Source organism: Streptomyces sp. NPDC008163, from assembly GCF_042956885.1.
In the GTDB taxonomy this organism is placed as follows: Bacteria; Actinomycetota; Actinomycetes; order Streptomycetales; family Streptomycetaceae; genus Streptomyces; species Streptomyces drozdowiczii_A.
In genome coordinates this window covers 145,924-172,821 of sequence record NZ_JBIBHG010000006.1, presented here as the reverse complement: position 1 = coordinate 172,821, position 26,898 = coordinate 145,924, and the positions used below count along the sequence as shown (strand labels likewise).

Here is a 26,898-nt window from a genome sequence, read left to right as displayed (position 1 = left end):
TACCCGGTGCGGTGGCCGGGTCGCTGCCGTTGTCAGTGGGAGCCGTCACAATGGAGCACGTGAGTAAGACCAGCCTTTTCGCAGCAGACCTTCCCGCGGCGGACCACGCGCACCGGCTTCGCGAGGCCCTGCTCGCGGCCGCGTTCACGGCCGACGGGCTCCTCGACCGGCTCGGCGCGCCCGCCTACGCCGCCCTGGCGCGCAGCGAGACGGTTCCGGCGTCGCGGGCCACCCGTGGTGACACGCCGCTCGACGCGCTGGTGCGCCTCTTCCTCCTCCAGCGGCCCGTGCCTGTCGAGCGGGCGGCGGCCGTGCTCCCGCTGAAGGAGTGCGTGGCGGACGGCTGGCTGACCGAGACGGCCGGTGAGGTGCGGGCGACCGTCGATGTCCGGCCGTACGGAGGGCCGGACGGCGAGGACTGGTTCATCGTCTCCGACCTCGGCTGCGCGGTCGGCGGCGCCGGCGGGATCGGCTCGCGCGAGAAGGGCGTCGTCCTCGGCATCGGCGGGGCCTCCACCACCCTGGCCGGGATCACCGTCCGCAAGCCGGTCGACTCCGCCCTGGATGTCGGTACGGGCTCCGGCATCCAAGCGCTGCACGCCGCGCAGCACGCCACCAGGGTCACGGCGACGGACCTCAATCCGCGCGCCCTCGCCTTCACCCGGCTCACCCTCGCCCTGTCCGGCGCCGCCCCGGCGGACCTGCGCGAGGGCTCGCTGTACGAGCCGGTCGGCGACGAGACCTTCGACCTGATCGTCTCCAACCCGCCGTTCGTCATCTCCCCCGGCGCCCGGCTCACCTACCGCGACGGCGGAATGGCCGGTGACGACCTGTGCCGGACCCTGGTGCGGCAGACCGGCGGCCGGCTCAACGAGGGCGGCTTCGCGCACTTCCTGGCCAACTGGGAGCACACCGAGGACGAGGAGTGGCAGGACCGGCTGCGCACCTGGGTCCCGGCGGGGTGCGACGCCTGGATCGTGCAGCGCGAGGTGCAGGACGTCACGCAGTACGCGGAGCTGTGGTTGCGCGACAGCGGCGACCACCGCACGGACCCGGTGGAGTACGAGGCGCGGTACGACGCCTGGCTGGACGAGTTCGAGGCGCGGCGGACCAAGGGAGTCGGCTTCGGCTGGATCACCCTGCGGAAGTCCGCCGCGGCCGCCGCCGGGAGCCCCTCCGTCGTGATCGAGGAGTGGCCGCACGCGGTGGAGCAGCCGCTCGGCCCCGCCGTCGAGGCCCACTTCGCCCGCCAGGACTATCTGCGCGAGCAGGACGACGCCGCGCTCCTCGCCGCCCACTTCACCCTGGCCGCCGAGGTGGTGCAGGAGCAGGTGGGGATGCCCGGGGCGGAGGACCCGGAGCATGTGGTGCTCCGTCAGAACCGTGGCATGCGCCGGGCCACCAAGGTCGACGCGGTCGGCGCCGGGTTCGCCGGGGTCTGCGACGGCTCGCTGCCCGCCGGGCGCATCCTCGACGCCATCGCCCAGCTGATGAACGAGGACCCGGTGCTGCTGAGGGACCGCACCCCGCAGGCCATCCGGCTGCTGGTCGAGGAGGGCTTCCTGGAGCCGCTGCCGCCGGGCGGGCGGTGACCGGATGATCCGGATCGAGCTGGACGAGGCGTCGCTCGGCGCGACCCGCATCGCCATCAGCCCGTTGTGGGACGCCTTCTGCAGCCTCCACCTCACGATGCCGCACCGCCACCCCTCCCGCCCGTACGAGGAATGGGTGGTGCGGGCCCGCGAAGTGCTGCGCGAGGACGACCGGACGCATGCGCTCCGGCTGCTGATCGACGGCCCCCACCAGTTCCCGGACTTCATGCTGCCCCGGCCGGTCGGGGCCACCGCCGTCGAGGCGGAGCTGGACGCCGTACGGACGACGCCGGCCGATGTCGTACGCGCGGGGATCGCCGAGCACTACGCGGGGCTGGAGGACCATCCCCTCGTACGCCCGTATCTCGTCGATCCCGAGGGTGCGTGTGAGGCGCTCGCCGACGCGTACGCGGCGTACTGGGAAGGTGCGTTGGCCGTCCACTGGCCCGTCATGCGCCGCCTGGTCGAGGACGAAGTGCTCATCCGGGCCCGGACCTTCGCCACCGAGGGCATCGACGCGCTCTTCACCGGCCTGGAGAGCCGGGCCAGGTGGCAGCCGCCGGTCCTGGAGCTGACGAAGCACATCGACGCGGAGTACCGGGCCGGCGAGCGGCGGCTACTGCTCGTGCCCCTCGTCTTCGCGGAGGGCTGCCGGCTCTACTCCACCGACGACCCCGAGGTCCTGACGGTGTCCTTCCAGGCGCGCGGCGCCGGCGCCCTGCGCGAGCGGCCGGTGGAGCGCGCCGACAGCGGCGACCGGCTCGGGCTGCTGCTGGGCCGGGGCCGGGCCTCCGTCCTGCGCCAGCTCGGCGGCCCCCTCACCACCGCCGGGATCGCCGACCGGCTCGGGCTCGCGCCGAGCACGGTCTCCGAGCATCTGTCGGCCCTGGCCGAGGCCGATGTCGTCACCCGGCACCGCATAGGCCGCAGCGTCTACTACCAGCTCACCGACACCGGCCGCGCCCTTCTCGCGCTGCTCTCGGGGGAGGACGTACTGCGCGCGGTCTCGTAGGAGGGAGCGCGGACGATTCGGAGGGTTCCGAATCGATGGCAGGGCGGCAGCGGCGGACCTAGCGTCCGGGCCATGCTTGCGATCGAGGCGAAGAACCTGCGCCGCACCTACACCAGCCGGACCGGCTTCCTGCGTCCGCGCCGCACCGAGACCGAAGCCGTGCGGGGGATCACCTTCGAGGTGGCGCGCGGCGAGCTCTTCGGGCTCCTCGGGCCGAACGGCGCGGGCAAGACCACCACCATCAAGATGCTCAACACCCTGCTGCTGCCCACCTCCGGCACGGCCCGGGTACTCGGGCACGACGTGGCGTCCGATCCGGTCGCCGTGCGCCGCCGGATCGGTTACGTCTTCGGCGGCGACCGGGGCCTGTACGACCGGCTCTCCGCCCTCGACAACCTGCGCTACTTCGCCGAGCTGTACGGAGTCGAGCCCCGGGACCAGAAGCGGCGCATCGCCGGACTGCTCGACCTGGTGGGCCTCGCGGGGCGCGAGAAGGAGCGCGTCGAAGGGTACTCGCGGGGCATGCGGCAGCGGCTGCACATCGCGCGCGGCCTGCTGCACAGCCCCGACGTCCTGTTCCTCGACGAACCCTCCATCGGCGTGGACCCGGTGGCGGCGCGCGACCTCCGCCGCACCGTCGCCGACCTCCGCGCCGGCGGCACCACGGTGCTGCTGACCACGCATTACATGGCGGAGGCCGACGAGCTGTGCGACCGGATCGCCGTCATCGCGGGCGGCACCATCCGGGCGCTCGGCACACCGGACCGGCTCAAGTCCCGCGTTCAGGAACGCGGCATCCTGGAGATCGAGGCCTACGGGGCGGACGAGAACCATCTCGAACGCATCCGCGCCGTGGCCGGGGTGCACGGCGTGGCCGCCGAGGACCGGGGCAGCCGACAGGCCGTCATCGTGCAGACGGAGCACGGCGCCGACCTGCACGGACAGGTGCTTGCGGCGCTCGACGGAGTCCGCGTCGGACGGGTCGTCACCCGGGAACCCACGCTGGAGGACGCCTACATCGCGATCGTGGAGGAGGCGGACGGGCCCTCCCGCGCGGAGCCGGCACCGGACGGGCCCTCCCGCGCGGAGCCGGCACCGGACGGGCCCTCCCGCGCGGAGCCGGCACCGGACGGGCCCTCCCGCGCGGAGTCCGCGTCGGACGACCCCTCCGGCCCGGAAACCGCACCACCGGACGGGCCCTTCCCCGCGGAGCCCGCACCGGACGGGCCGGGCCGCGCCGAGCCGGCCACCGGCTCCGGGACGGACCGCCACCTCGACGGCGAGGTCGCCGCATGACGCCCGCCCGGGCCCTGCGCCTGACCGCCGTCGGCGTGCGGACACACGTGGCGTACATGAGCCGTTCGCCGCTGGAGATCACCTTCGCCGTCCTCGTGCCCCTGGTCTACGCGACCCTCTCCGTCTACCTCTTCCGCGCCGCCGACGACCCGGACCGGCTGCTGACCGCGGCCGTCGGAGCCGGACTGATGGGTATCTGGTCCTCGGTCCTCTTCGGATCCGGCGGGGCCGTGCAGAACCAGCGCTGGCTGGGCACCCTGGAGACGCTCGTCGCCTCGCCCACCCCGCTCTCCCTCGTCCTGCTGCCCATCACCCTCGCCACCGCCGTCATCGGCACCTACTCCATGGGTGCGACGGTGCTGTGGGGTGCCGTGCTCTTCGACGTGCCGCTGGACTTCGCGCATCCCGTGCTCTTCCTGGCCGCCGTCCCGGTCTGCGTCCTCTCGCTCGGGATGATGGGGCTGCTGCTCGCCGCCACCTTCGTCCTGCTGCGCAACGCGAATGCGCTGGCCAACCCGCTGGACGCGCCCGTGTGGCTGCTCTCCGGGATGCTCGTGCCGATCACCGTGCTGCCGGACTGGACGCGTCCGGTCTCCTGGGCGCTGCCCACCACCTGGGGCTCCCGCGCGGTGCACGCGGCGACCTCCGGCGGGGCGGGCGCGGCCGAGGTGCTGGTGCCGATGGGCGCCGCCCTCGGACTCGGGGCGCTCTACGCGCTGCTCGCCGTTCTCGTGCTGGGCCGCGTCGAACAGCGCGCGCGGGCCGCCGCGACCCTCGCCCTGGCCTGACCCGGCGCGCCGTCGCGTCCCGCCTCCCCTTCCGCCCCACTCCCCAGGAGTTGCCCGCATGCCCGTCCGTACCCCCCACGCGGATTCCGGTTCCGCACCCGGCCGCCACCGCCGGATCGTTTCCTCGGCCAGGCTCGTGGTGATCGGCGGCGCCCTCTCGTACCGGGCGCTCTTCAACTGGACGACACCGCCCATGTTCATCGGCACCCTGCTCGTCGGTCCGCTGCTGCAACTCCTCTTCTTCGTCTTCCTGGGACGGCAGCTGGGCGTCGCCGACGACCGCTTCTACCTGCTCGGCAACGCGGTGATCTCCTCGTCCACAGCCTGTGTGTACGGCGGCACGATGGCCGTCGCCAACGAGCGGCGCTACGGGACGCTCGGCGCGGTCCTGCTCAGCCCCCGCCGCCGTGCTCCGCTCTGGTTCGGCCGGGCGCTCCCGTATGTGCTGAACGGTCTCGTCATCAGCCTCTTCACGCTCTCCGCCGCCTGCCTGCTGCTCGATCTGCGCATTCCGCTTGGGGCCCTTCCGGGGCTCGGCGCGGTCCTGCTCGCCGCCGCTGCCGGATGTTCCGCGTTCGGCCTGGCGCTGGGGGCGCTGGGGCTGCGCTTCCGGGACGTGTTCCTCGTATCGAACGTGGCCGCTTCCGTACTCCTTCTCCTGACCGGAGCGAACGTGCCGCGGGAGACCCTGCCGGGCTGGATGCGGGCCGTCGGGGACGTCCTGCCGCTGACTCACGCCGCCGACGCGGCGCGTCAGTTGTCCGCCGGGGGCGGGCTCGACGGCCGGGGCATCGCCGCGGAACTGCTGACCGGCGCCGGATACGCCCTGCTCGCCGTAGTCCTGCTCGCACTGTTCGAACGGGGGAGCAGGCGGCGCGCCACGCTCGACGTGATGTGACCGGTCCTGCTGTTCACCCCGTGTTGGCGTCCGCGACGCTCCGCGGTGGGAGCCTCCCCGCGTAACCGAGACGTGGCAGGGGAAGAGGGAGGCGTACGGAATGGAGAGCGGGCCCGCTGCTCTCGCCGGAACGACGTTCGCACTGTTCGGCGCGGCGCTGCTGCTGTGGACGGGGGCGCGCGTGCTGCACCGCGCGCCGGTGGCGTACGGGGTGCGCCCCCTGGTCTCCACCGCACTCGCCACCGTGTTCGGCGTACTTTTCCTCGTCCTCGGGGTGTGGTGCCTCGGTCGCGTGTGAGTGCGCCCTTGGGTCAGGCGTACGGGGCCGGGCCGGTCCGGGACCCGGTGGTGAGGCCGGAAACACGCCCGGGCCGGGTGCCCCTCGTGCCCCGCGTCCGCAGGGCGGTCCGCACCGCGCCGAAACCCGCAGGCCGTGGCCGTGTGCGCGGCGGACCGAGCGGGCCGGGCGGCAGGAATGGCGGAAGTCGGGTTACCGTTCGAGTGGCCGTTGCGGGCTTTTGCCGTTTGACACGGGGGCGGGTTGTACCGTCACACTCCGCAGCGACAGCACTGTCGGCAGCGCCCTCGCGCTGCCCCGGATGCCCACCGAGCGTCGACCGGAGAGAAGAGCGAAGTTGTCCCCGACCAGCGAGACCGCACAGGGCGGCCGCCGACTCGTCATCGTCGAGTCCCCTGCCAAGGCGAAGACGATCAAGGGCTACCTCGGCCCCGGATACGTGGTCGAGGCGAGCGTCGGGCACATCCGTGACCTCCCGAACGGCGCCGCCGAGGTGCCCGACGAGTACACCGGTGAGGTGCGCCGTCTCGGCGTCGATGTCGAGAACGACTTCGAGCCGATCTACGTCGTCAACGCGGACAAGAAGGCCCAGGTCAGGAAGCTGAAGCAGCTGCTGGCCGAGTCCGACGAACTCTTCCTCGCCACCGATGAGGACCGCGAGGGCGAAGCCATCGCATGGCACCTCCAGGAAGTCCTGCGGCCCAAGGTCCCCGTCCACCGGATGGTCTTCCACGAGATCACCAAGGACGCGATCCGCGCCGCCGTCGCCAACCCGCGCGAGCTGAACCAGCGCATGGTCGACGCCCAGGAGACCCGCCGCATCCTCGACCGCCTCTACGGCTACGAGGTCTCGCCGGTCCTGTGGAAGAAGGTCATGCCGAAGCTCTCGGCGGGCCGCGTCCAGTCCGTCGCCACCCGGCTCGTCGTCGAGCGGGAGCGCGAGCGCATCGCCTTCCGTTCCGCCGAGTACTGGGACCTGACCGGAACCTTCGCCACCGGGCGGGGCGGCGACGCCTCCGACCCCTCGACCTTCACGGCCCGGCTCAGCGCCGTCGACGGGCGTCGCATCGCCCAGGGCCGCGACTTCGGTGCGGACGGGCGGCTGAAGTCCGCCTCCGGCCAGACGCTGCACCTGGACGAGACGAACGCCCGGGCGCTGGCCGCCGCGCTCGCGGACTCCTCGTTCGCCGTGCGGTCCGTCGAGTCGAAGCCGTACCGCCGCTCCCCGTACGCGCCCTTCCGTACGACGACCCTCCAGCAGGAGGCGAGCCGGAAGCTGGGCTTCGGGGCGAAGGCCACGATGCAGGTCGCGCAGAAGCTGTACGAGAACGGCTTCATCACCTATATGCGTACCGACTCCACGACCCTCTCGGACACCGCGGTCTCCGCGGCCCGGGCGCAGGTCACGCAGTTGTACGGAGCCGACTACCTGCCCGAGAAGCCGCGTACGTACGCCGGCAAGGTCAAGAACGCGCAGGAGGCGCACGAGGCGATCCGCCCCTCCGGCGACCGCTTCCGCACCCCTGCCGAGACCGGTCTCACCGGGGACCAGTTCCGGCTGTACGAGCTGATCTGGAAGCGGACCGTCGCCTCCCAGATGAAGGACGCGACCGGTAACTCGGTCACCGTCAAGATCGGTGGGCGGGCGAGCGACGGGCGGGACGCCGAGTTCTCCGCGTCCGGCAAGACGATCACCTTCCACGGCTTCATGAAGGCGTACGTCGAGGGCGCCGACGACCCGAACGCCGAGCTGGACGACCGCGAGCGGCGGCTGCCGCAGGTCACCGAGGGCGACGCGCTGTCCGCCGACGAGATGACCGTCGACGGCCACGCGACGAAGCCGCCGGCCCGGTACACCGAGGCCTCGCTCGTCAAGGAGCTCGAAGAGCGCGAGATCGGCCGGCCGTCGACGTACGCCTCGATCATCGGGACCATCCTCGACCGCGGCTACGTGTTCAAGAAGGGCACGGCCCTGGTGCCGTCGTTCCTCTCGTTCGCCGTGGTCAACCTGCTGGAGAAGCACTTCGGCCGGCTGGTGGACTACGACTTCACGGCCCGCATGGAGGACGACCTCGACCGCATCGCACGCGGTGAGGCCCAGTCCGTGCCGTGGCTGAAGCGGTTCTACTTCGGTACGCAGGAGGGCGACGACACGGCCGGTGTCGGGGCGGCCTCCGACGCGGGCAACGGCGACGGCGACCACCTCGGCGGCCTCAAGGAGCTCGTCACCGACCTCGGCGCGATCGACGCGCGGGAGATCTCGTCCTTCCCCGTCGGCAACGACATCAAGCTTCGCGTCGGGAAGTACGGGCCGTACATCGAGCGGGGCGAGAAGGACGCCGAGGGGTACCAGAAGGCGGACATCCCCGACGACCTGGCGCCCGACGAGCTGTCCGTCGAGCACGCGGAGGAGCTGCTGGCGAAGCCGAGCGGCGACTTCGAGCTCGGGGCGGATCCCGTGAGCGGGAACCAGATCGTCGCCAAGCACGGGCGGTACGGGCCTTACGTCACCGAGGTGCTGCCCGAGGGCACGCCGAAGACCGGCAAGAACGCGGTGAAGCCGCGGACGGCCTCGCTCTTCAAGTCGATGTCGCTCGACACGGTGACGCTGGACGACGCGCTCAAGCTGATGTCGCTGCCCCGGGTGGTCGGCGTGGACGCCGAAGGCGTCGAGATCACGGCACAGAACGGGCGCTACGGGCCGTACCTGAAGAAGGGCACGGATTCGCGGTCGCTGACGTCGGAGGACCAGATCTTCGACATCACGCTCGACGAGGCGCTCGCGATCTACGCGCAGCCGAAGCAGCGGGGGCGGGCCGCGGCCAAGCCGCCGCTGAAGGAGCTGGGCACGGACCCGGTGAGCGGGTCTCCGGTCGTGGTGAAGGACGGGCGGTTCGGTCCTTACGTCACCGATGGGGAGACGAACGCGACGCTGCGTACGGGGGACAGCGTCGAGGAGATCACGCCGGAGCGGGGATTCGAGCTGCTGGCGGAGAAGCGGGCCAAGGGGCCGGCGAAGAAGAAGACGGCGAAGAAGGCTGCGGCGAAGAAGGCGCCGGCGAAGAAGGCTGCGGCCACGAAGAAGGCTGCGGCCACGAAGAAGACGGCGGCCACGAAGAAGACGGCGGCGAAGAAGGCTGTCGCCAAGAAGGCTGCGGCGGAGGAGTAGGCGGGGCGGGGCGGCGCCTGCGGCGGGCCCTGTCCCCTACCCACCCCTTCCCGAAACCGGGGCTCTGCCCCGGGCCCCGCGCCTCGAACGCCGGCGGGGCCGGGTTCCGTGGTGGGGCTGGGTGGGTGTTTGTTCGGGTGGGGGCACGGGGGATGTGGGTGGCCCGTTAGGCTGGGCGGATGACGCGAGCCGAGCAGCCTACGGTCGTGAGCCCCACCTCCGACGCACTTGCCGCAGACTCACGCGAGCGCGCCGTTCGAGCCCTGTTGCGTGTTCCTCCGCTGAAGCGGTTGTGGAGCGCACAGCTCGTCGGCAGTACCGGCGATGCACTCGCCCTTCTCGTGCTGGTGTTGCTGTCGCTGCAAGCGGCGGTCCTCGAGGGCTCACTCGGGACCGGATACCGGGGGGCGGCCTTTGCCGTCGCCGCCGTGTTCGGGGCCCGGATCATTTCCACCCTGCTCTTCGGAGCCGTACTTCTGGGGCCGTTGACGTCGCTCACGGCGCCGGGCGGGCCGGTCGACCGGCGGTGGCTGATGATCGGGGCCGACGCGGTGCGGCTCCTGCTGCTCGTCGTCGCGCCCCTGTGGATCGACTGGACGCCCTCCAACGCGCTCACGATGATCCTGGTCACCGTCTTCGTGTCCGGGGTGGCCGAGCGGCTCTGGACCGTCGCCAAGGAGAGCGCGGCGCCCGCGCTGCTGCCCGCCCCGCCGATCGAGGGCGCCGCGGTGCGGCCGCTGCCGGACCACCTCGACGCACTGCGCCGGCTGTCCCTGCGTACGGACTTCGCGGCCGTCCCCCTCGCCGCGGCCGTTCTGCTGGTCGCCACGGTCATCGGCAGCCTGCTGGGCTCCGGCCTGGACTGGTTCTCGTTCCATCAGGCGGCCCTCGGCTCGTACGTCGCGGCCGGACTGTTCTCCGCCTCCATCTCCACCCTGTACTTCCTGGAACTGCCCGGTACGCAGACGCCCCGCCCGCGCTCGCCCCTGGAGGGGTTGCGCCGGCCGTCCGGGGGGAACGGCCCCGACAAGGGCCGCACCGGTTCCATCCCGTTGATCGTCGCCACCTGCGCCGCGGTCGCCGGAGCCATCGCGGCCGCGGCCGCCGTCGCCGTGCTGCATGCCAGCGACCTCGGCGGCGGGCCCGTCACCCTCGCCCTGCTGGTGCTCGCCCTGACCGGCGGTACGGGTGTGGGCATCCGTACCGCGGGGAAGGTGCTGCCCACCCTGTCGCGGCGGCGGATGCTCTCGTTCGCCACCGCCGTCACCGGCATCGCCCTCCTGGCGATGGGCCTCGTCCCGGACACCGCGACCGTCGTCCTGCTCGCCGTACTCGCCGGGTTCGCGGCGGGCGTCGCCGCGAACACCGGTCATGTCCTCGTCGACCTGGAGACCGAGGAGGCCCGGCGGACCAGGATCGGCGAGCACCTCCAGGCCGTCGTCCGGATCCTCATCGCCCTCGGCGCGTTCGGCGGCCCCCTGGTCGCCGCGGCCATCGGCACGCACCGGCTGACCATCGGCGACTTCGTCTTCGCGCACGGCGGCGCCGCGTTCACCCTGATGCTGGTCGGCGCCCTGCTGCTGCCCGTCGCGGTCATCGTCCTCGCGAAGACCGACGACCGCTCCGGCGTATCGCTGCGGCGCGATCTGCGCGAGGCGCTGCGCGGCGGCGATCCGGCCGTCGCGCCCGCCGCGAACGGTTTCTTCATCGCCCTGGAGGGCGGCGACGGAGCCGGCAAGTCCACCCAGGTCGAGGCGCTCGCCGCGTGGATCCGGGCCAAGGGCCACGAGGTCGTCGTCACCCGTGAGCCGGGCGCGACCCCGATCGGGAAGCGGCTGCGGTCCATCCTGCTCGACGTGTCGTCGGCCGGGCTCTCCAACCGGGCCGAGGCCCTGCTGTACGCCGCCGACCGCGCCGAGCACGTCGACACGGTCGTCCGCCCGGCCCTGGAGCGCGGCGCCGTCGTCATCTCCGACCGCTACATCGACTCGTCGGTCGCCTACCAGGGCGCGGGCCGCGATCTGGCCCCCACCGAGATCGCCCGCATCTCGCGCTGGGCGACGAGTGGCCTCGTACCGCATCTGACCGTCCTGCTGGACGTCGCGCCCGAGACCGCGAGGGAACGGTTCACCGAGGCGCCCGACCGGCTGGAGTCCGAGCCGCCGGAGTTCCATGCCCGGGTGCGCTCCGGCTTCCTGACCCTGGCCGCCGCCGACCCGACGCGGTACCTCGTGGTGGACGCCGCGCAGGAACCGGAGGCCATCACCACGGTCGTACGCCACCGCCTCGACCAGGTCCTGCCGCTCTCCGAGGCCGAGATCAAGGCCCGCGAGGAGGCCCGCAAGGCCGCCGAGGAGGAGGCCAGGCGCCGGGCCGAGGAAGAGGCCGCCCGCAAGGCCGAGGAGGAACGGCTGGAGCGCGAGCGGCAGGAGCAGCTCGCCAAGCTCCGCGCCGAGGAGGAGGAGCGCAAGCGCCGCGAGGAGGAGGAAGCCCGCCGCCGCGAAGCCGAGCGCCAGGCGGAGGAGGCCAGGCGCCGCGCCGAGGAGGAGGCCGCCCGCAAGGCCGAGGAGGAACGGCAGCAGGCCGAGGAGGCCCGGCGCGTCGCCGAGGCCGAGCGCGGGCGCCGCGAGGCCGAGGAAGCGGCGTACGAAGCGGAGCAGGCCCGACTGCGCCGGCAGGCGGAGGAGGAGTCCCGCCTCCGCAAGGAGGCCGAGGCCGCGCGGCTGGAGAAGCAGCGCAAGGCCGAGGAGGCCCTCGTCCGGGCCGAGGCCGCCCGCCGCCAGGCGGAAGCGGAAGCCCAGGCGAAGGCCCGGGCCGAAGCGGATGCCGCCGAGGAGCGGGCCCGCGAGCGGGCCGCCCGCGAGGAGGAGGCCCGCGCCCTGGCCGCGCAGCAGGAAGCCCGCGCCCGGGCCGCCCGGGAGGAGGAGTCCCGGCTGCGGCAGGACTCCGGGGGTTCGCCGGAGGCCAAGGGTTCCGGCAGCGGCGACGAGCCCGCCGGGCCCGACAACGAGCTGACCGTGCCCACGCCGATCGTGGACCCGAACGAGATCACGCAGCCCGTTCCCGCGCCAGCTGATCCGGAGTCCGGTTCCGGCCGGGGCCGCGGGCCCCGGCCGTCCGACCAGGACGAGACGACCGTGATCCCCAAGTTCTCGGACGACTCCGAGGAGACGACGGTGCTGCCGGCCGTACCGGCTTCCGACCCGGCCGACCGCGTGCCGCGCGGCATCTTCCGGGACGAGCGGCAGCCGGAGGGCGACAACGAGCGCACCCGTGAGCTGCCGCAGATCACCGATCCGCACGCGCAGCAGCAGCGGCCCCGCCGCCCCCGGCCCGACTGGGCGGAGGAGACCCCGCTGGACGACCTGCCCAGTCTGGCCGACGAACTGCTCGGCGGTTACGACGACGAGGGCCCGGAGTCCTCGGGCGGCCGGGGACGACGGCCCCGCCGCTGACCGCCCGGCGCCGACGGAAGTACGCCGATGGCCCCGCCGCCCTCCCCGGGTGCGGGGCCATCGGCGTCCGTGTTGTCAGACCCGTCCCTCACAATGGGAGACCGGAGCGACGGGAGCCACGCGTCGAGCGAAGCGGAAAGGCGGTGCCCCATGTCCGTGTGGGACGACCTGGTCGGCCAGGACCGGGTGCAGGAGCAGCTGAGCGCCGCCGCCCGGGACGCCGACGTGCTGGTCACCGCCGACGCGGCGGGGGAGCCGGTGCCGCCCGGCTCGAAGATGACGCACGCCTGGCTGTTCACCGGCCCGCCGGGCTCCGGGCGCTCCACGGCCGCCCGCGCCTTCGCCGCCGCGCTCCAGTGCACGAGCCCCGACCGTGCGCTGGGCGGCGCGCCGGGCTGCGGCTTCTGCGACGGCTGCCACACCAGCCTCATCGGTACGCACGCGGACGTCGACGTGATCCGCACCGACCTGCTCTCCATCGGGGTGAAGGAGACCCGGGAGCTGGTGCGCCGCGCCCAGCTCTCGCCCGCCGTCGGGCGCTGGCAGGTCATCGTCATGGAGGACGCCGACCGCCTCACCGAGGGCGCGGGCAACGTCCTGCTGAAGGCCGTCGAGGAGCCCGCTCCCCGCACGGTGTGGCTGCTGTGCGCGCCCTCGCTGGAGGACGTGCTGCCGACGATCCGGTCGCGGTGCCGCCACCTCACCCTGCGTACGCCGCCGGTCGACGCGGTCGCCGACGTCTTGGTGCGCCGGGACGGCATCGACCCGGAGCGGGCCGCCGCCGCCGCCCGCGCGACCCAGGGGCACATCGGCCGGGCGCGCCGCCTCGCCACGGACGAGCGGGCCCGGGCGCGGCGGGCCGCGGTGCTGAAGCTGCCGCTGCGCGTCGAGGACATCGGGGGCTGCCTCAAGGCGGCGCAGGAGCTGATCGACACGGCGACCGAGGACGCCAAGCAGGCGTCCGAAGAGGTGGACGCCAAGGAGACCGAGGACATGAAGGCGGCGCTCGGGGCCGCCGCCGGGGGCCGGATGCCGCGCGGGACGGCCGGAGTGATGAAGGAGCTGGAGGACAAGCAGAAGCGCCGCAAGACCCGCACCCAGCGCGACAGCCTCGACCTGGCGCTCACGGAGCTGACCGGCTTCTACCGCGATGTGCTCGCCCTGCAGTTCGGCTCGCGGATCGCGATAGCCAACGCCGACGCCGAGGACGCCCTGGACCGCGTCGCCCGCGCGTCCACCCCGGAGCGCACGCTGCGCCGGATCGAGGCGGTGTCGGCCTGCCGCCGCGCCCTGGACCGCAATGTGGCGCCGCTGCTCGCGGTGGAGGCGCTGACGGTGGCGCTGCGCGCGGGCTGAGGGGCAGGGCGCGGCGCATCACCCGAAAGGGGAGGGAATCGGGTGTGCGGTGAGGGGGCGGCTACGCTCCGGGCATGGACACCAGGCGCCCGCTCCGCACTCTCGCCCTCGCGCTCGGCACTGTCGGCCTGCTCGTCTCCGGGTGCAGCGGCGGAGACGCGTCGTCGGGGGCCACGTCCTCCGCCGGCGCCGGGTCCGCGTCGCCCTCGCCGGTCCCGGCCGGTCTGAAGCCGTTCTACGCGCAGCACCTCAGCTGGCGGGACTGCGGTGTCAGCGGGTTCCAGTGCACGACGATGAAGGCGCCGCTGGACTACGCGAAGCCGGACGGCGACGAGATCAAGCTCGCCGTCTCGCGGAAGAAGGCGACCGGCCCCGGCAAGCGGATCGGCTCCCTCCTGGTCAACCCGGGCGGCCCCGGCGGATCGGCCATCGGCTACCTCCAGGGCTATGCCGGGATCGGCTACCCCGCCCAGGTGCGGGCCCGTTACGACATGGTGGCCGTCGACCCGCGCGGGGTGGCGCGCAGCGAGCCCGTCGAGTGTCTGACCGGGCCGCAGATGGACGCGTACACGCAGGTGGACCAGACCCCGGACGACGACGCCGAGGTCACGAAGCTGAGCGGTGCCTTCGAGAAGTTCGCCTCGGGCTGCGAGAAGCGCTCGGGCGAGGTGCTGCCGCATGTCTCGACCGTGGAGACCGCCCGCGACATGGACATGCTGCGCGCCCTGCTCGGCGACGAGCGGCTGAACTATGTGGGGGCGTCGTACGGCACGTTCCTGGGGGCGACGTACGCGGAGCTGTTCCCCGGCCGCACCGGCCGCCTGGTGCTCGACGGGGCGATGGACCCCTCGCTCTCGTCGGTGGAGATGAACCGGGGGCAGACGGCGGGGTTCGAGACGGCGTTCCAGTCGTTCGCGAAGGACTGCGTGAAGCAGAAGGACTGCCCGCTCGGGAGCACGTCCGCCTCCGATGCGGCGGACCGCCTGAAGAAGCTCTTCGACCGCCTCGACGCCGACCCGATCCCCACGGGCGAATCCCGCGAGCTGGGCGAATCGCTCGCCACGACGGGCGTGATCGCCGCCATGTACGACGAGTCGGCCTGGCCCCAGCTGCGCGCGGCACTGACCGGCGCCGAGTCGGGCGACGGTTCCGGTCTGCTGGCCCTGGCCGACAGCTACTACGAGCGGGAGCCGAGCGGCAAGTACACCAATCTGATGTTCGCCAACGCCGCGGTGAACTGCCTCGACCTCCCGCCCGCCTTCACCGGCCCCGAGTCCGTCGAGAAGGCCCTCCCCTCCTTCGAGAAGGCGTCCCCGGTCTTCGGCAGGGGCTTCGCCTGGGCGGCCCTGAACTGCGCCCACTGGCCCGTCCCCGCCACCGGCACCGCCCACCGCATCGAGGCGAAGGGCGCCGCCCCCATCGTCGTCGTCGGCACCACCCGCGACCCGGCCACCCCGTACGCCTGGGCCGAGTCCCTGGCCGGCCAGCTCTCCTCGGGCACCCTCCTCACCTACGAGGGCGACGGCCACACCGCGTACGGACGCGGCAGCGACTGCATCGACACGGCGATCAACACGTACCTCCTGGAGGGCACCCCGCCGGCCGCGGCCAAGAAGTGCACCTGACCTGCGTGAACGACGCCGAAGCGGGGTGGTTCGGAGCACCCCCGGAAACTGTGTAGACTTGGCGTCGCTGCTGATCGCATCATGGTGCGAACAGGGCACGCCGCCTTAGCTCAGTTGGCCAGAGCAACGCACTCGTAATGCGTAGGTCTCGGGTTCGAATCCCGAAGGCGGCTCAGTCAAACCCCAGGTCACATAGCCCGTGACCTGGGGTTTTCTGTTGCTCGGGGCATGGCGGGTCACACGGCCGGGTTGCCGTGACGTTGCCTGCGTGAGCGGTGCGTGAGCGGAGCCGCTCGGGTACCTACTTCTTGGGCTTGCGGCGGGTGGCCTTCTTGGCGGCCTTGGCCTGGGCTTTCGCCTCGTCCTTCTTCGGCTTGCCGCCCTTGCCGGCGTCGGCCTCCATGGCCGCAGCCTTCCGGGCCTTCTCCTTCTTCGCGGCCTTGCGTGCAGCCTTCTCGGCCTCGGCCTTGCGCTGGAGGGGGACGAGCTTCGCGGTCGCCTCGGCGGCGTTCTTGCCTACGTGGGGGAGCACGCTCTGGTAGATGTCCCGCGTGATCCGGGTGTCGCTGTGCCCGAGTGTGTCCGACACGATCTTGATGTCGATGTCAGCAGCGAGCATGAGGGTGGCCGCGCCGTGGCGGAGGTCATGTAGGCGGATCGGCGGAAGGCCGGATGCGGCGACGAGCCGTTCGAAGAGATCGGTGACCTTGCCCGGATGGAGCCAGGAGCCGTCTTCCTGCGTGAAGACGTGGCCGGTCTCGACCCAGGCCGTGCCCCACTCCTCGCGGGCCTTGTCCTGCCGCTCGCGGTGGCGCTTCAGGACGTCGACGGTGTCGTCGTCGAGGGCGACCACGCGGTAGCCGCTGTCGGTCTTGGGGTCGGACGCTTCCACCTCCCAGCCGTCCTGGACGAGTTGAGAGGAGACGGTGAGGAAGTGGGTGTCGAGGTTCGTCTCCGACCACGGCTGGCCGCACGCCTCGCCTCGGCGCAGGCCGCGAAATGCAATCAGGTGCCACATCGCGTACAGCCGGTCCTCGGCGACGAAGTCGAGGAAGGCGCCGGTCTGCTGAGGAGTCCAGACCATCACGGGGGACGGCTTCTCGCCCGTCTGCTCCCACTTGGCGACCCGCTCGTCCGTCCACACGAGCGCCTTCGGCTTGCGCACGGGGTCGATCTCGACATGGGCGGCCGGGTTGAACGTGATGATCTGCTGCCCGATCGCGTCGTTCAGGGCCGCCCGGAGGGTGGCCTTGATGTGCAGGCGCGTGGCCGGTCCGGTGACGCGCCGGAAGGGCGGCATCTCGTCGATCGCGGCCTTCATGGCCTTGCGGCGGGCGCGGTTCCCGACGCCCTTCCACGGCACCGTCGCCAGCTCGTCGAGAGCGGCTCGCCGCTGGGCGTTGTCCTCCAGGATCTGGGCGTTCGCCTCGCGAATGTCGGTGAACATCTCGCTGAGGTGGCTGACGCGCAGCCGGTCCAGGCGCCGGCTGCCGATGCGCGGCTTCAGATGGACGCGGATATCGGTCTCGTAGCGGTTGAGACCGGACTTGCGTATGCGCTTGCCGGCCAGCCACTGGTCGAGCCATTCGGCGACTGTCAGGCTGCCTATGAGGTCCTGACCGGAGTTGAGGCGCCGCCGCGTCTCCTCGACCTCGGGCAGAGATGACCGCTCGCGGCTGACCTCGGCCAGCATCTCGGCGATGAGTTCGGTGCCCTCGGGGTCGTCCGAGTCGGCGAGCCCGAGGAGGGCGCGTACGTGGTCGAGGTCGGCCTGGGCTGCCTTGAGACTGGCGTACCCGCCACGGGCGAAGGAGCGGCGGCTGCCGTCCTCGCGGGGTGAGAGCTCCTGTCGTACGGAGTAGGTGCAGTGGTTCCTGCTGTTGCGCTTGGGGCAGGAGGTGCCGAGTTCCTTGCCGGTCTTCGGGTCGCGGCAGGAGCAGCGGCGGTAGGTGGAGCCCTTCAAAGATCATTCTCCTCGCTGGTTTCGGGATCGCTCCCGGATGAGTCGATTACGTCGGCCAGGTCGGGCCACAGGAACGGGGGCGTGACGCCCTCTTCCTCGATGAAGGCGCGAACTCTGCGCAGGCGGTCTTCTGCGTCGTCGGCCGTCTCGGCGGCGCGGGCCTGGGAGCGGAGGGCCTCGGCCTTCCGGTCGGCATTCGGGGCGGTCTGGGCGTGGTAGCGCGCGTACTCCTCGTCGCGTCGCGCACTTCGCAGCCGCTCCTGGGCGGCGTGATGGGCTCGGAAGTAGCGGAGCATGTCGTCGTCCGCGCCGAGATCGGTCTCCTCCCCCGTGAACCAGCGCAGCGCATCCAGAGTGGAAGTGGAGTCCTGGAGCGGGAGCCGCTGCACGTCCTCGATGTAGCCGACGGGATAGAGCAGGCAGATGGGTGGAGTGTTCAGTGCTTCGGCCAGCACCATGACGTCAACCAAGGGCAGGTTGGAGCGGCGTCCGGACTCCATGTTGGCGATGACGTTGCGGGGGATCGGATGGCCGATCTCCGCGCACCTGTCGGCCAAGTCCTGTGCGCTCCAACCCAGTTCCTTCCGTCGTCTGCGGACCTCGGCGGCCACGATGGACATGACCTGGTCCACCCACTCCGGGACGTCGTCCCCGTCGTCGGCCTTCTTCTCTCTAGGATGGCTACGTCGTTGTGTCATGAAGACACATTAACTCGCTTAGCGTTGATTCCAAGACCTGGAGACGGACGCGAGGGTCGCGTTCGCCGTGGGCTCAGTCATGGATGGAGTGCGCATGCGCCGGAGCGAAGACGCTGGATGGGCGAAGGGGATGAGCCGCGAGGAGCTTCTGGGTCTCCCTGCCGCCGTTGACCTGGAGACGGGAAACCGGGCACTGGGGCTCGGCCGGAGCAAGGGGTACGAGCTTGCCAAGCGTGGCCAGTACCCGTGCAAGGTGCTGCGGCTCGGGAACGCCTACCGAGTGGTGACCGCAGACTTGTTGGTCTTGCTTGGGCTGGCCGCATGAGACGTCTGATGCGCCATGGGCCATTCTGCGCTGAGCTGACACAGAAACGCTGGACTGTGGCACGGCGTGGACGTACTGTCCGTGGTCGCTCGCGGTACCGAGGCCCCCGCGAGCCAGGGGAGAGCCTCCGGCGGTGCAACGCCGGAGGCTCCAGGACTCCCCAGCAATCCCGTGAGATCCGACCCGGCGGCAAGGGCGTGCAAGCCCGCAGCCGCCAGACGAGGAGCCGCCCAGTGCAACCCGAGAACCCCGACTCCTATTCCTCCCCCGCCCGAGCGGCGTGGCCTGCCATGGCCATCCCCGGTCAGCCCGGCGCCCACCTGCGCCCCTCCCAAGCCGACGGTTCGACAGCGGACGCGTGCGACGGTCCGGACGGCGGCAGCAGCGGGACGGACCCGGCGAGGGGCCTGGAGACCATCCCCGACGCGGAGCCGACGCCTGGCTCGGAGCTGCTGGACGAACTCCGATCCCAGATAGCCCAGTTCGTGATCCCGCCCTCTGCCGAGGCGCTGGACGCGATCACCCTGTGGGTGGCGGCGACGCAGCTCCAACCCGCGTGGCAGCACGCACCACGGCTGGCAGTGGTGGGTCCTGCGAAGCGGTGCGGTAAGTCGAGGCTCCTGGACGTGCTGACCGAGACGGTCCACGAGCCGATGCTCACCATCAACACCACACCAGCGGCCATCTTCCGCTCGATCCACGAAGAGGAGCCGCCGACGCTGCTGGTGGACGAGGCCGACACCATCTTCGGCCCCAAGGTCGCGGAGAAGAACGAGGAGACACGCGGCCTCCTCAACGCCGGCCACCAGCGCGGCCGGTACGTCACCCGGGTCGTCGGTAACGACCACACCCCGCACAAGTTCGCCACCTTCGCCATGGCGGCCATCGCAGGCATCGGAGATCTGCCGGACACGGTCATGGATCGGTCGGTCGTCATCCGCATGCGTCGCAGGGCTGAGGGCGAGAAGGTCAAACCCTTCCGCTCGCGACGCGACATCCCTGCCCTGCACGAGCTGCGCGACCGCATCCGTACCTGGGCGCTCCCGCTACTGGAGGAGGCTGCGAGCCTGGAGCCGGACATGCCGGTCGAGGACCGAGCCGCCGACACCTGGGAGCCCCTGGTGATCGTCGCGGACCTGGCCGGCGGCCGCTGGCCACGGCTCGCGCGGATCGCGTGTGCACGAATGGTCACCGCCGAGGTGGCAGCTGAGGAAGACCACCCGAGTGGGGCGCGCATCCTCGCTGACATCCGACGGGTCTTCTTCGCGCAGCGGGAGGCGGACAGCCTCTCCACCGAAGACCTCCTGCACCACCTGAACGCGGACGCCGAAGCCCCGTGGGGAGAGCGTGGACGCTACGGCCTGACCTCCCGGGAGCTCAGCGGGATGCTGCGCGACTACGACATCCGGCCCGGCAACGTGCGTATGGCCGACCGGACTCAGCGCAAGGGCTACACGCGCAACAAGTTCCTGGACGCCTGGCGGCGGTACTGCCCGACCGTCCACCCGGTCGACGCTCGTCGAGGCGAAGGCTGACGCCCTGACCTCTGGTTGCCGTACTTGCCGTCCCTGCCGTGATCGTGCAGGTCAGGGCACGCACCAGCAAGACGGCTGCCGAAGGCAAGACGGCAGCGCACGCGCCTAAGCATGTGCAGCCATCAGGGGGCGGCGCCCAGATCCGTCTTGCCCCGCCCCAGGCGTCCTCGCCGTATCGCCGCAGCTCGGAGCCCTGCCTGCTGGGACGGCTGCCGCAGCGCGGCCGTCCCAGCAGCCGTAGGCGCTCGGACACAAGCCGGGCGGACTCCGCCTCATTCCTGTCCCGAGTCGGGACAAGACGCCAGAGCTTCTGCCAAGACGGCACGCCAGGCGCGCTGGTGTACCGCGCTGACCTGCACATGCAACGGCCAAGACGGCTAAGACGCCCCTCACCACTACCCCAAGGAGACTCCCGCTTGACCGCCCCGCACCTCACCGCGTCATCGCCGCAGGTACGAGATGACGTCCCAGTCGAAGAGCAGCGACCGAAGCGTCCCGACGTCGAGCAGCTCGCGCTCGGCGCGGCTGGCATCGTCATCGTGGCCCTGACAGCCGGAGCGTTCTGGCTGTCCTACGCGCACCTCGCTGATGTCGCTGGCCAGCACGGCCTCGGCGCATCCACCATTCGCCGGTGGGCCTGGCCCGCCACCTTGGACGCGTTCATCGTCGTCGGCGAACTGCTCATGCTGCGCGCCGCGCTCCGGCGTATGACCGATCTCTGGGCGATCGCTGTGACCGCTGCCGGATCGGTCGGCTCCATCGCATTGAACGTCGCCGGGGTCAGCGGCATGGACGATGAACGCAGCGCCCCTCTCCTCGACTACGTGGTCGCCGCCGTCCCTCCGGCCGCCGCGATGGTCGCGTTCGGCGTGCTGATGCGACAGGTCCACCAACTCGTCGTCCCGGCCAATGCCACCTCCGGTATCGGTTCCGTAGCCGTGCGGAACCGGCCGGTCGGTGAGCATGGTGAGAGCCAATGGCAGAACGCTGCCGCCGACGATCCGCAAGCTTCCGGCGAGGAGCGGACGGAACCTACGTCCCCGGTGCCAGAGGCCAAATCAGTCGGCGGCCGTCCGCCGAAGGCGACCATTGCGGAACTGGTGGACATCGGCCGAACCATCGGTCATCAGCACGGCAAACTCACCCGTGATCAACTGCGAGCTGCCGTGAAGGATCAGAACCTGACGATGAGCAGCGCGCGGCAGACCGAAGTCATGGAGTTGCTCCGGCCGGAACTCGAAGCCGCTGGCATCAAGGTCTCCGGCGGCTGACACCTGGCGTGCTCGGTTGACCGGAACCCTTCCGGTCAACCGAGCACCCGCCGGTCGCCCCGCCGATTTCCACACCTGTGGACACGCGATAGCTCGCACTACCGGGTCGCTGTGATCGTGTCCGCCGAGCCGTATCTGGAGCATCTTCCATGCAGCACAACCAGCGCCTACCTGCCGACGCCGCCGCTGAGCCGCCTGCCTCAGCACCGTCGCCTACGCTGCTGTCACGTTTGCGGCAGGCGTTCGGACGGGCTGCCCCGGGCGGAGCCAGTAGTACCCCGAGTCCGACTCAAGGCCGGTCTTCGGGTATCTCCGCCCCGGGGGTGGCGGAGTCGGCCCAGCGCCAAGGGGCGCTTGGCCGGGAGGTCGGGCCCGGGGACGGCTCCGACCGGGACGAGCTCCACGCCGTCCAGCAGCAGATCCTTAACCCCGCACCCGCCACCGACCCGACGGCCGGCGAACGAGCACCGCAGAGCGTGCAGCCGACGATCCGCCGCTTCACCGGCACCAAGCGGACTGTCCGTGTCGGCCCGCTGCGCTTCACCGGCGACGAGCACGCCGCGCTCCAGGAGGCCGCGGCCGAGCACGGCTACAAAGGGGAATCCGGCTTCACCGCGGACATCGCCCTCGCCTTCATCACCGGCCGGTTCACGGCGAACCTGCCGTTGTCCGAGGACCGCCGCCGCACCCACATGTTCCGCGCCCAGGTACTGCGCGAACTCAACCGGATCGGCGTCAACGTCAACCAGATCGCCCGCGCCCTCAACAGCGACCTCACCCCGTCCGACGTACGTCACCGTCTCGACGAGCTGCACCACCTGCTGGACCTGATCGCCCAGGCCCTGCGTGCCCCCGCCGAGACGGAGAAGGAGCAGGCCGCGTGATCGCCGCCATCAAACCGGCCGGTACCAACACCCGTGGCCTGCTCGCCTACCTCTACGGCCCCGGCCGCCACGACGAGCACCTCGACCCGCACATCGTCGCCGGCTTCGCCATGCTCGGCATGCCCGACCCCGGCCGGAACCCGGACGCCACCCTCACCCAGCTCGCCCACCACCTCGACGAACCCGTGCACCTGCGGAACAGCGAGTTCGGGAAGAAGATCACCGAGCACGTCTGGCACTGCCCCGTCCGCGCAGCCCCCGAGGACCGGCACCTCTCCGATACCGAGTGGGCCGACATCGCCCAGCGCATCGTCGAAGCCGCCGGCATCGCCCAGCCCGGCGACGACCTCGGCTGCCGCTGGATCGCCGTACGCCACGCGGACGACCACATCCACATCCTCGCCACCACCGTCCGCGAAGACGGCCGCCGCCCCAAGCTCCACGGCAGCGGCATCCGTGTCGGCGACGCCTGCCGCCAGATCGAGACGGACTACGGCCTGCGCCGACTGAAGAAGGGCGACCGCACCAACGGAAACCGTCCCACGCAGGCGGAGATGCACAAGGCCCAACGCCTGGGCTGGGAGCAGACCAGTCGCGACTGGCTTCAGGACCGCATCCGCACCGCCATCCCCCACGCCAGCAACACGGAGGAACTCCTCGCTTACCTCGAAGCCGACGGCATCGCGATCAAACCCCGCCGCGGACCGTCCGGAGACCTCCTCGGCTACGCCGCCGGCCGCCCCGGCGACCTCAACAAAGAGGGCGAACAGATCTTCCACTCCGGCGGAAGGATCGCCCCCGACCTCACCCTTCCCAAGCTCAAGGCCCGACTGGAAACCACCGCGCCAGAGGAACACCCCACCGCACGCCGCCAGCGCCCCACCACCCCCTGGCACCAGGCCGTCGACGCCCTGGACACCCTCCAGCAGGGCATGACCGGCGACAGCCGCGCCCAGGCCCGCATCACGGCACTCGGCGAACTCATCGAGGCCACCGCACAGAAGGCACCTGACCACTCCCGAGCCGAACTACGCACCGCAGCACGGACGTTCGCCCGCGCCCAGCGCTCCCAAATCCGAGCCGAGAACCAGGCCGCCCATACCCTGCGCCGCGCAGCCCGCGACATCGCCCACACCGCCACCGGACCCGACAGCAGCGCCTTCGCCGCCCTACTCGCCGCTCTCGTCTGGGCCACGATCATCGCCGCCCGCTGGCACGAGGCACAGAATCACGCCCACCAGGCCGAAGCAGCCCGCCAGACCCTCCACAACCTCCAGACAGCCGCCGACCATGCGCTCGTCCCGGTCATCGACAACCTTGCCGCTCGCCGGCCGAGCGACCAGGCCAGCCGAACCCTGGCCCATGACGTCCGGGCGGCTATCCCCGACCACGCCGACCGCATCCTCACCGACCCCGCCTGGCCGGCTCTCGCCACCGTCCTCGCCAACGCCGAAGCAGGCGGCCACAAACCCCACCAGCTCCTCAAGGAAGCCGCCGCCCAGCGCGAACTCACGAGCGCCCGCCAACCCGCCCGCGTCCTGATCACCCGCATCCAGCACACCAGCCGTAACCCCGCACCCAACCCCCGCGCCGAAGCCGCCCGCAGCCGTTCGGCTGCGTTTGCTCATGTCGCGGCTCAGCATCCCAAGACATCGCAGGCCACTGCGGGGGCTGGCGTCCCCGGTGCCTACCAGTCTCATCGCAGGCGATAGAGACATATCCCGTCGCGCCGTAGGACACGGTCCGTGGATCGATCCCCTGACACATGCCGAAGACGCCTCGGGGCCTGAGGGGTAGAGGTGCACCCGACATTGCCAACTCGATATCCAGCAAAGGGAAACATCTCTAGGCTGGGCCCGCCGAGCCCGAAGGTGCCTAACCGTTTGAGCGTTCAGACCTTGAGCGAAGGGAATGCCTTGCCCACTTCCCCCACGGAAAAGGGACGGTGCCATCTCTGCGGGGGCGTCATACGGATAGATCGACGTACGGGCAAGGTGCTTGCCCATCCTCGCGGAGGTTTGGGAACTGGACTGTGCCCAGAGTCTGCGAAGCAGCGCTATCAGCCAGGGGCACCTCAGACACCGCTCTACCGAATCGGCAGTCCCAGCACCTCTCCTTCCACGCCACGGCCCCGCCGCAGCACGATCCGGGAGGCGCCTGTGCCGAGGCCGTCGTGGATCCCGCTGTGGGGCGATAGCGATGCACCCATCGTCACTCTCCCAGCCCGGGGCCGCACCGGCTACTGGATCCCCAAGCGCAGTTGGCAGAGGCATGAGCAGTTCGTGCACGACTACGTGCATGGTCGAGCCAGGCCGGAGTGGGAAAGAGACAATGACTCCTGGGCCGTGTCCACGGACCACTTCATCGAAGTGGTAGGCACCCTTGTGCAGCAGCACGGCCGCATCCTGCTCGGCCGGGAGTTCAATCGCTCCGAGAGGTGCAACCATCGCTGCATGAACGCCCTCGGCTACGTGTGCACCTGCTCCTGCAGGGCACGCAACCACGGTGGTGGCCGATGGATGAGTGGATGGCGCATTGCCGACGACACCACTCTGATGACCAACGGGCGCTCGTGGAGCTGGACCATTCTGGAGAAGATCCCGCCAGGGACATCTCGCCCTTGATCAGCAGACGCGACAGTGTGACCCCGCGTTCTCCTGTCTGGGTGAGCCCTGGTCCCGAGGCCGCTCAGGAAGGCAGGGCCGCGTTGAGGTAGTCCTGCACCGGCTCGAACAGTCCGTACGGTACGTACTCCGGGATGTCGCCATGGGCGACCCAGGCAAGCTCGGCCAGCTCCTCGGTATCGGCGACGTGAGCTGTGCCGCCCAGGATCTGGCAGGCGGTGTAGGACATGAGGCGGCCCGTTTTGGGGTGAACGCGCTCGCCGAGCAGCTTGACCGCCTTGACGGTCAGCCCGGTCTCCTCTTGGGTCTCCCGTACAGCGGCGTCCTCGCGGGTCTCACCGGGCTCGACCTCGCCGGCAGGGAACTGCCAGGAGAGCTGTCCCTCGCTCACCCGGCGGCGGACCATGAGCACACGGCCTTCGTGAACGACGATGGCGGCGGCGATGCCTGGCCGCTCATCCGTGGTCTGCTGCGTCACGTCTGTTCCTCCAGGGCGGCCAGGACGGGTGGGAAGATCGTATCGACGGAGATGAAGCGGGGCACCGCGTTTCTGGGCACCCACATCACGTCGATGTTCTCTGCGGTGTCGCTGTTGGTGGCTTCACCGGCCAGGTACTCGCAGAGGAAGTACTCACACAGGACTCCGGTGGCAGGGTGCAGCCGGTTCCCGAGATGCTTGCGTACCGCGCAGTGGACCCCTGTCTCGTCCAACGTCTCGCGCACCGTGGTGGTCTCCGCCTTTCCGCCGGGCTTGATGACGCCAGCCGGGAACTGCCATGTGATCCCCGCTGCGTCGCTGTCCCGACGGCAGACCAGAAGGACGTCGCTCTCGCGGACGACTACCGCGATGGCCACACGCAGTGCCTGCGCACCGGGTGGGACTGAGTCTGACGGCGCCTGCTCCTTAGCCAGCAGAAGCGCGAAGCGCTGACGTGCGGCGGGTGGGGCCTGCTCGTGCGCCGTGTCAAGCAGCTGCTGCATCTCCCGGCGAGGCATGACGGACGAGTCAGCATGCCACGCCGCCACTGTCCTGACCGCAATGCCCAGGTGAGCGGCGAATTGTTCGTTCCCGAGCCGTAGAGCGGACTGCAGCAGGCACGCGTACCGGCCACTCCAGCGCTCGACCACGTCCACAAGGACTGCCCCCTCATCGCTGTCGCAGTGCAGGAACGCCGTCAGGCCGTACTGCACTCCTGCTGCACCGGCACTGCATTGGCTCGCGCTAAGAGCGCCGGAAGAATCGAAGTCATCGGGAGCCGGGGAAGTCGCTGCTCGTAGCTCGGCACCTGGGAGAAGTGCAAGAGGCGCGAAAGTCGCCGGACGACCGTAGGGAGATTCTAGGTGCGCTGGCTCAGCGGATGACAGATATGGGCAAGTTGGCCAGAACGGGACGCTGGGGACCGGCCCCCCTTTCACGCGGATGATCGCCATGCTGGTGCCTTGACCGCATGTCTGAACCATCCGGCCAGCGCCGGTAACCTCATCGACGGCGGCTGATAGCACGTCATGTTTGTTATCTGGCAAGGCGAAAGGGAAAGTCAATGGCCGAGGTTCAGGCACACACTGTCGAGCGCACGCTCGTCCTGCTCAAGCCCGATGCGCTGGCGCGTGGCCTGGCAGGAAGGGTCATCTCGCGGTTCGAGGACGCGGCACTGAAGATCGTCGGCACGAAGATGAAGTGGATGGACGAGGAGTTCACCCGCAAGCACTACTTCGACCTGGAGGAGCGGCTGGGGGCCGAGGTCTACAACGTCACCTCGACGTTCATGCAGCAGGGTCCGGTCATCGCCCTGGTGCTGGAAGGCTTCGACGCAATCGCGACGGTCCGCAAGATCGTCGGTAGCACGTACCCGAACCAGGCTCCGGCCGGCACAGTGCGGGGAGACCTCTCTCACTACAGCTCGGGGGCCAGCATCGCCTCCGGTAAGGCGGTCGCGAACCTCGTGCACGCTTCCGGAAACGCGGAGGAGGCCAAGCAGGAAGTGGAGCTGTGGTTCGAGAAGGACGAACTGCAGGACTACAAGACGCTGGCCGAGATCTACACCTACTAGCAGCGGGGCACGGCGTCACTGCGGGGATGCCTGGGCGTTGATCACTACTGGGGCACCA

General features: G+C 70.9%; 20 protein-coding genes and 1 tRNA gene. 17 read left to right on the top strand and 4 right to left on the bottom strand.

Annotated elements, in window-relative coordinates:
• Window positions 1–50 precede the first annotated feature (50 nt).
• The 11 genes from ACFZAT_RS15580 (at window position 51) to ACFZAT_RS15530 (ending at window position 15,662) form a co-directional block, all read left to right on the top strand.
• Window positions 51–1,592 carry a methyltransferase gene (locus tag ACFZAT_RS15580; protein WP_391264574.1) on the top strand — a complete coding sequence of 514 codons (1,542 nt, stop codon included), beginning with the start codon at window positions 51–53 and terminating at the stop codon, window positions 1,590–1,592.
• A gap of 4 nt (window positions 1,593–1,596) precedes the next feature.
• A complete protein-coding gene (locus tag ACFZAT_RS15575; RefSeq protein ID WP_391264572.1) occupies window positions 1,597–2,604 on the top strand; it encodes a helix-turn-helix domain-containing protein in 1,008 nt (335 codons plus the stop codon).
• A gap of 72 nt (window positions 2,605–2,676) precedes the next feature.
• On the top strand, window positions 2,677–3,900 hold the full coding sequence (locus ACFZAT_RS15570) for an ATP-binding cassette domain-containing protein (protein ID WP_391264570.1): 1,224 nt from the start codon (window positions 2,677–2,679) through the stop codon (window positions 3,898–3,900).
• Window positions 3,897–4,688 carry an ABC transporter permease gene (locus tag ACFZAT_RS15565; RefSeq protein WP_391264568.1) on the top strand — a complete coding sequence of 264 codons (792 nt, stop codon included), beginning with the start codon at window positions 3,897–3,899 and terminating at the stop codon, window positions 4,686–4,688. Before ACFZAT_RS15570 ends, ACFZAT_RS15565 begins: the two co-directional genes overlap by 4 nt.
• A gap of 58 nt (window positions 4,689–4,746) precedes the next feature.
• Complete coding sequence (locus ACFZAT_RS15560) at window positions 4,747–5,586, top strand: ABC transporter permease (protein WP_391264565.1); 840 nt, start codon at window positions 4,747–4,749, stop codon at window positions 5,584–5,586.
• Between the two features lie 100 nt (window positions 5,587–5,686).
• Window positions 5,687–5,884, top strand: coding sequence for a hypothetical protein (locus ACFZAT_RS15555; protein WP_391264563.1), 198 nt, complete (start codon window positions 5,687–5,689; stop codon window positions 5,882–5,884).
• A gap of 337 nt (window positions 5,885–6,221) precedes the next feature.
• A complete protein-coding gene (topA, locus tag ACFZAT_RS15550; RefSeq protein ID WP_391264561.1) occupies window positions 6,222–9,053 on the top strand; it encodes a type I DNA topoisomerase in 2,832 nt (943 codons plus the stop codon).
• Between the two features lie 179 nt (window positions 9,054–9,232).
• The gene (gene tmk / locus ACFZAT_RS15545; RefSeq protein WP_391264559.1) at window positions 9,233–12,508 is read left to right on the top strand and encodes a dTMP kinase; all 3,276 of its coding nucleotides are present in this window, start codon (window positions 9,233–9,235) and stop codon (window positions 12,506–12,508) included.
• 150 nt (window positions 12,509–12,658) lie between these two features.
• Window positions 12,659–13,864 carry a DNA polymerase III subunit delta' gene (locus ACFZAT_RS15540; protein WP_391264557.1) on the top strand — a complete coding sequence of 402 codons (1,206 nt, stop codon included), beginning with the start codon at window positions 12,659–12,661 and terminating at the stop codon, window positions 13,862–13,864.
• Between the two features lie 74 nt (window positions 13,865–13,938).
• Window positions 13,939–15,489 carry an alpha/beta fold hydrolase gene (locus ACFZAT_RS15535; RefSeq protein WP_391264555.1) on the top strand — a complete coding sequence of 517 codons (1,551 nt, stop codon included), beginning with the start codon at window positions 13,939–13,941 and terminating at the stop codon, window positions 15,487–15,489.
• 99 nt (window positions 15,490–15,588) lie between these two features.
• Window positions 15,589–15,662: transfer RNA gene (locus ACFZAT_RS15530), tRNA-Thr, on the top strand.
• Window positions 15,663–15,790: 128 nt separating this feature from the next.
• Here the strand turns inward: ACFZAT_RS15530 and ACFZAT_RS15525 are convergent.
• Both ACFZAT_RS15525 and ACFZAT_RS15520 read right to left on the bottom strand, forming a co-directional pair.
• The gene (locus tag ACFZAT_RS15525) at window positions 15,791–17,452 is read right to left on the bottom strand and encodes a tyrosine-type recombinase/integrase (RefSeq protein ID WP_391264552.1); all 1,662 of its coding nucleotides are present in this window, start codon (window positions 17,450–17,452) and stop codon (window positions 15,791–15,793) included.
• Window positions 17,449–18,150 (bottom strand): helix-turn-helix domain-containing protein, encoded by a 702-nt coding sequence (locus ACFZAT_RS15520; RefSeq protein WP_391264550.1) that lies wholly within the window; start codon window positions 18,148–18,150, stop codon window positions 17,449–17,451. Before ACFZAT_RS15520 ends, ACFZAT_RS15525 begins: the two co-directional genes overlap by 4 nt.
• A 94-nt stretch (window positions 18,151–18,244) precedes the next feature.
• Between ACFZAT_RS15520 and ACFZAT_RS15515 the strand changes: the two genes are divergently transcribed.
• The 5 genes from ACFZAT_RS15515 to ACFZAT_RS15495 all read left to right on the top strand — a co-directional run bounded on the left by ACFZAT_RS15515 (window position 18,245) and on the right by ACFZAT_RS15495 (window position 23,877).
• A complete protein-coding gene (locus ACFZAT_RS15515) occupies window positions 18,245–18,475 on the top strand; it encodes a hypothetical protein (protein WP_391264548.1) in 231 nt (76 codons plus the stop codon).
• Window positions 18,476–18,765: 290 nt separating this feature from the next.
• Complete coding sequence (locus ACFZAT_RS15510; RefSeq protein ID WP_391264546.1) at window positions 18,766–20,010, top strand: DUF3631 domain-containing protein; 1,245 nt, start codon at window positions 18,766–18,768, stop codon at window positions 20,008–20,010.
• Window positions 20,011–20,426: 416 nt separating this feature from the next.
• Window positions 20,427–21,281 carry a DUF2637 domain-containing protein gene (locus ACFZAT_RS15505; RefSeq protein ID WP_391264544.1) on the top strand — a complete coding sequence of 285 codons (855 nt, stop codon included), beginning with the start codon at window positions 20,427–20,429 and terminating at the stop codon, window positions 21,279–21,281.
• 323 nt (window positions 21,282–21,604) lie between these two features.
• Window positions 21,605–22,165 (top strand): plasmid mobilization relaxosome protein MobC, encoded by a 561-nt coding sequence (locus ACFZAT_RS15500; protein ID WP_391264542.1) that lies wholly within the window; start codon window positions 21,605–21,607, stop codon window positions 22,163–22,165.
• Window positions 22,162–23,877: a relaxase/mobilization nuclease domain-containing protein gene (locus ACFZAT_RS15495; RefSeq protein WP_391264540.1), complete on the top strand. Its 1,716-nt coding sequence runs from the start codon at window positions 22,162–22,164 to the stop codon at window positions 23,875–23,877. The genes ACFZAT_RS15500 and ACFZAT_RS15495 overlap by 4 nt, the downstream gene beginning before the upstream one ends.
• A gap of 976 nt (window positions 23,878–24,853) precedes the next feature.
• On the opposite strand, the gene ACFZAT_RS15490 is transcribed toward ACFZAT_RS15495, so the two are convergent.
• Window positions 24,854–25,267, bottom strand: coding sequence for an NUDIX domain-containing protein (locus tag ACFZAT_RS15490; protein WP_391264538.1), 414 nt, complete (start codon window positions 25,265–25,267; stop codon window positions 24,854–24,856).
• On the bottom strand, window positions 25,264–25,923 hold the full coding sequence (locus ACFZAT_RS15485) for an NUDIX hydrolase (protein ID WP_073963934.1): 660 nt from the start codon (window positions 25,921–25,923) through the stop codon (window positions 25,264–25,266). Before ACFZAT_RS15485 ends, ACFZAT_RS15490 begins: the two co-directional genes overlap by 4 nt.
• A 407-nt stretch (window positions 25,924–26,330) precedes the next feature.
• On the opposite strand from ACFZAT_RS15485, the gene ACFZAT_RS15480 reads away from it, so the two are divergent.
• On the top strand, window positions 26,331–26,840 hold the full coding sequence (locus ACFZAT_RS15480; RefSeq protein ID WP_073963933.1) for a nucleoside-diphosphate kinase: 510 nt from the start codon (window positions 26,331–26,333) through the stop codon (window positions 26,838–26,840).
• Window positions 26,841–26,898: the final 58 nt, after the last annotated feature.

What these genes read in the sequence shown, in the direction of transcription:
- ACFZAT_RS15580 (WP_391264574.1), top strand. Translation starts at nt 51, where the DNA reads ATGGAGCACGTGAGTAAGACCAGCCTTTTCGCAGCAGACCTTCCCGCG.
- ACFZAT_RS15575 (WP_391264572.1), top strand. Translation starts at nt 1,597, where the DNA reads ATGATCCGGATCGAGCTGGACGAGGCGTCGCTCGGCGCGACCCGCATC.
- ACFZAT_RS15570 (WP_391264570.1), top strand. Translation starts at nt 2,677, where the DNA reads ATGCTTGCGATCGAGGCGAAGAACCTGCGCCGCACCTACACCAGCCGG.
- ACFZAT_RS15565 (WP_391264568.1), top strand. Translation starts at nt 3,897, where the DNA reads ATGACGCCCGCCCGGGCCCTGCGCCTGACCGCCGTCGGCGTGCGGACA.
- ACFZAT_RS15560 (WP_391264565.1), top strand. Translation starts at nt 4,747, where the DNA reads ATGCCCGTCCGTACCCCCCACGCGGATTCCGGTTCCGCACCCGGCCGC.
- ACFZAT_RS15555 (WP_391264563.1), top strand. Translation starts at nt 5,687, where the DNA reads ATGGAGAGCGGGCCCGCTGCTCTCGCCGGAACGACGTTCGCACTGTTC.
- tmk (WP_391264559.1), top strand. Translation starts at nt 9,233, where the DNA reads ATGACGCGAGCCGAGCAGCCTACGGTCGTGAGCCCCACCTCCGACGCA.
- ACFZAT_RS15540 (WP_391264557.1), top strand. Translation starts at nt 12,659, where the DNA reads ATGTCCGTGTGGGACGACCTGGTCGGCCAGGACCGGGTGCAGGAGCAG.
- ACFZAT_RS15535 (WP_391264555.1), top strand. Translation starts at nt 13,939, where the DNA reads ATGGACACCAGGCGCCCGCTCCGCACTCTCGCCCTCGCGCTCGGCACT.
- ACFZAT_RS15520 (WP_391264550.1), bottom strand. Translation starts at nt 18,150, where the DNA reads ATGACACAACGACGTAGCCATCCTAGAGAGAAGAAGGCCGACGACGGG.
- ACFZAT_RS15515 (WP_391264548.1), top strand. Translation starts at nt 18,245, where the DNA reads ATGCGCCGGAGCGAAGACGCTGGATGGGCGAAGGGGATGAGCCGCGAG.
- ACFZAT_RS15510 (WP_391264546.1), top strand. Translation starts at nt 18,766, where the DNA reads ATGGCCATCCCCGGTCAGCCCGGCGCCCACCTGCGCCCCTCCCAAGCC.
- ACFZAT_RS15480 (WP_073963933.1), top strand. Translation starts at nt 26,331, where the DNA reads ATGGCCGAGGTTCAGGCACACACTGTCGAGCGCACGCTCGTCCTGCTC.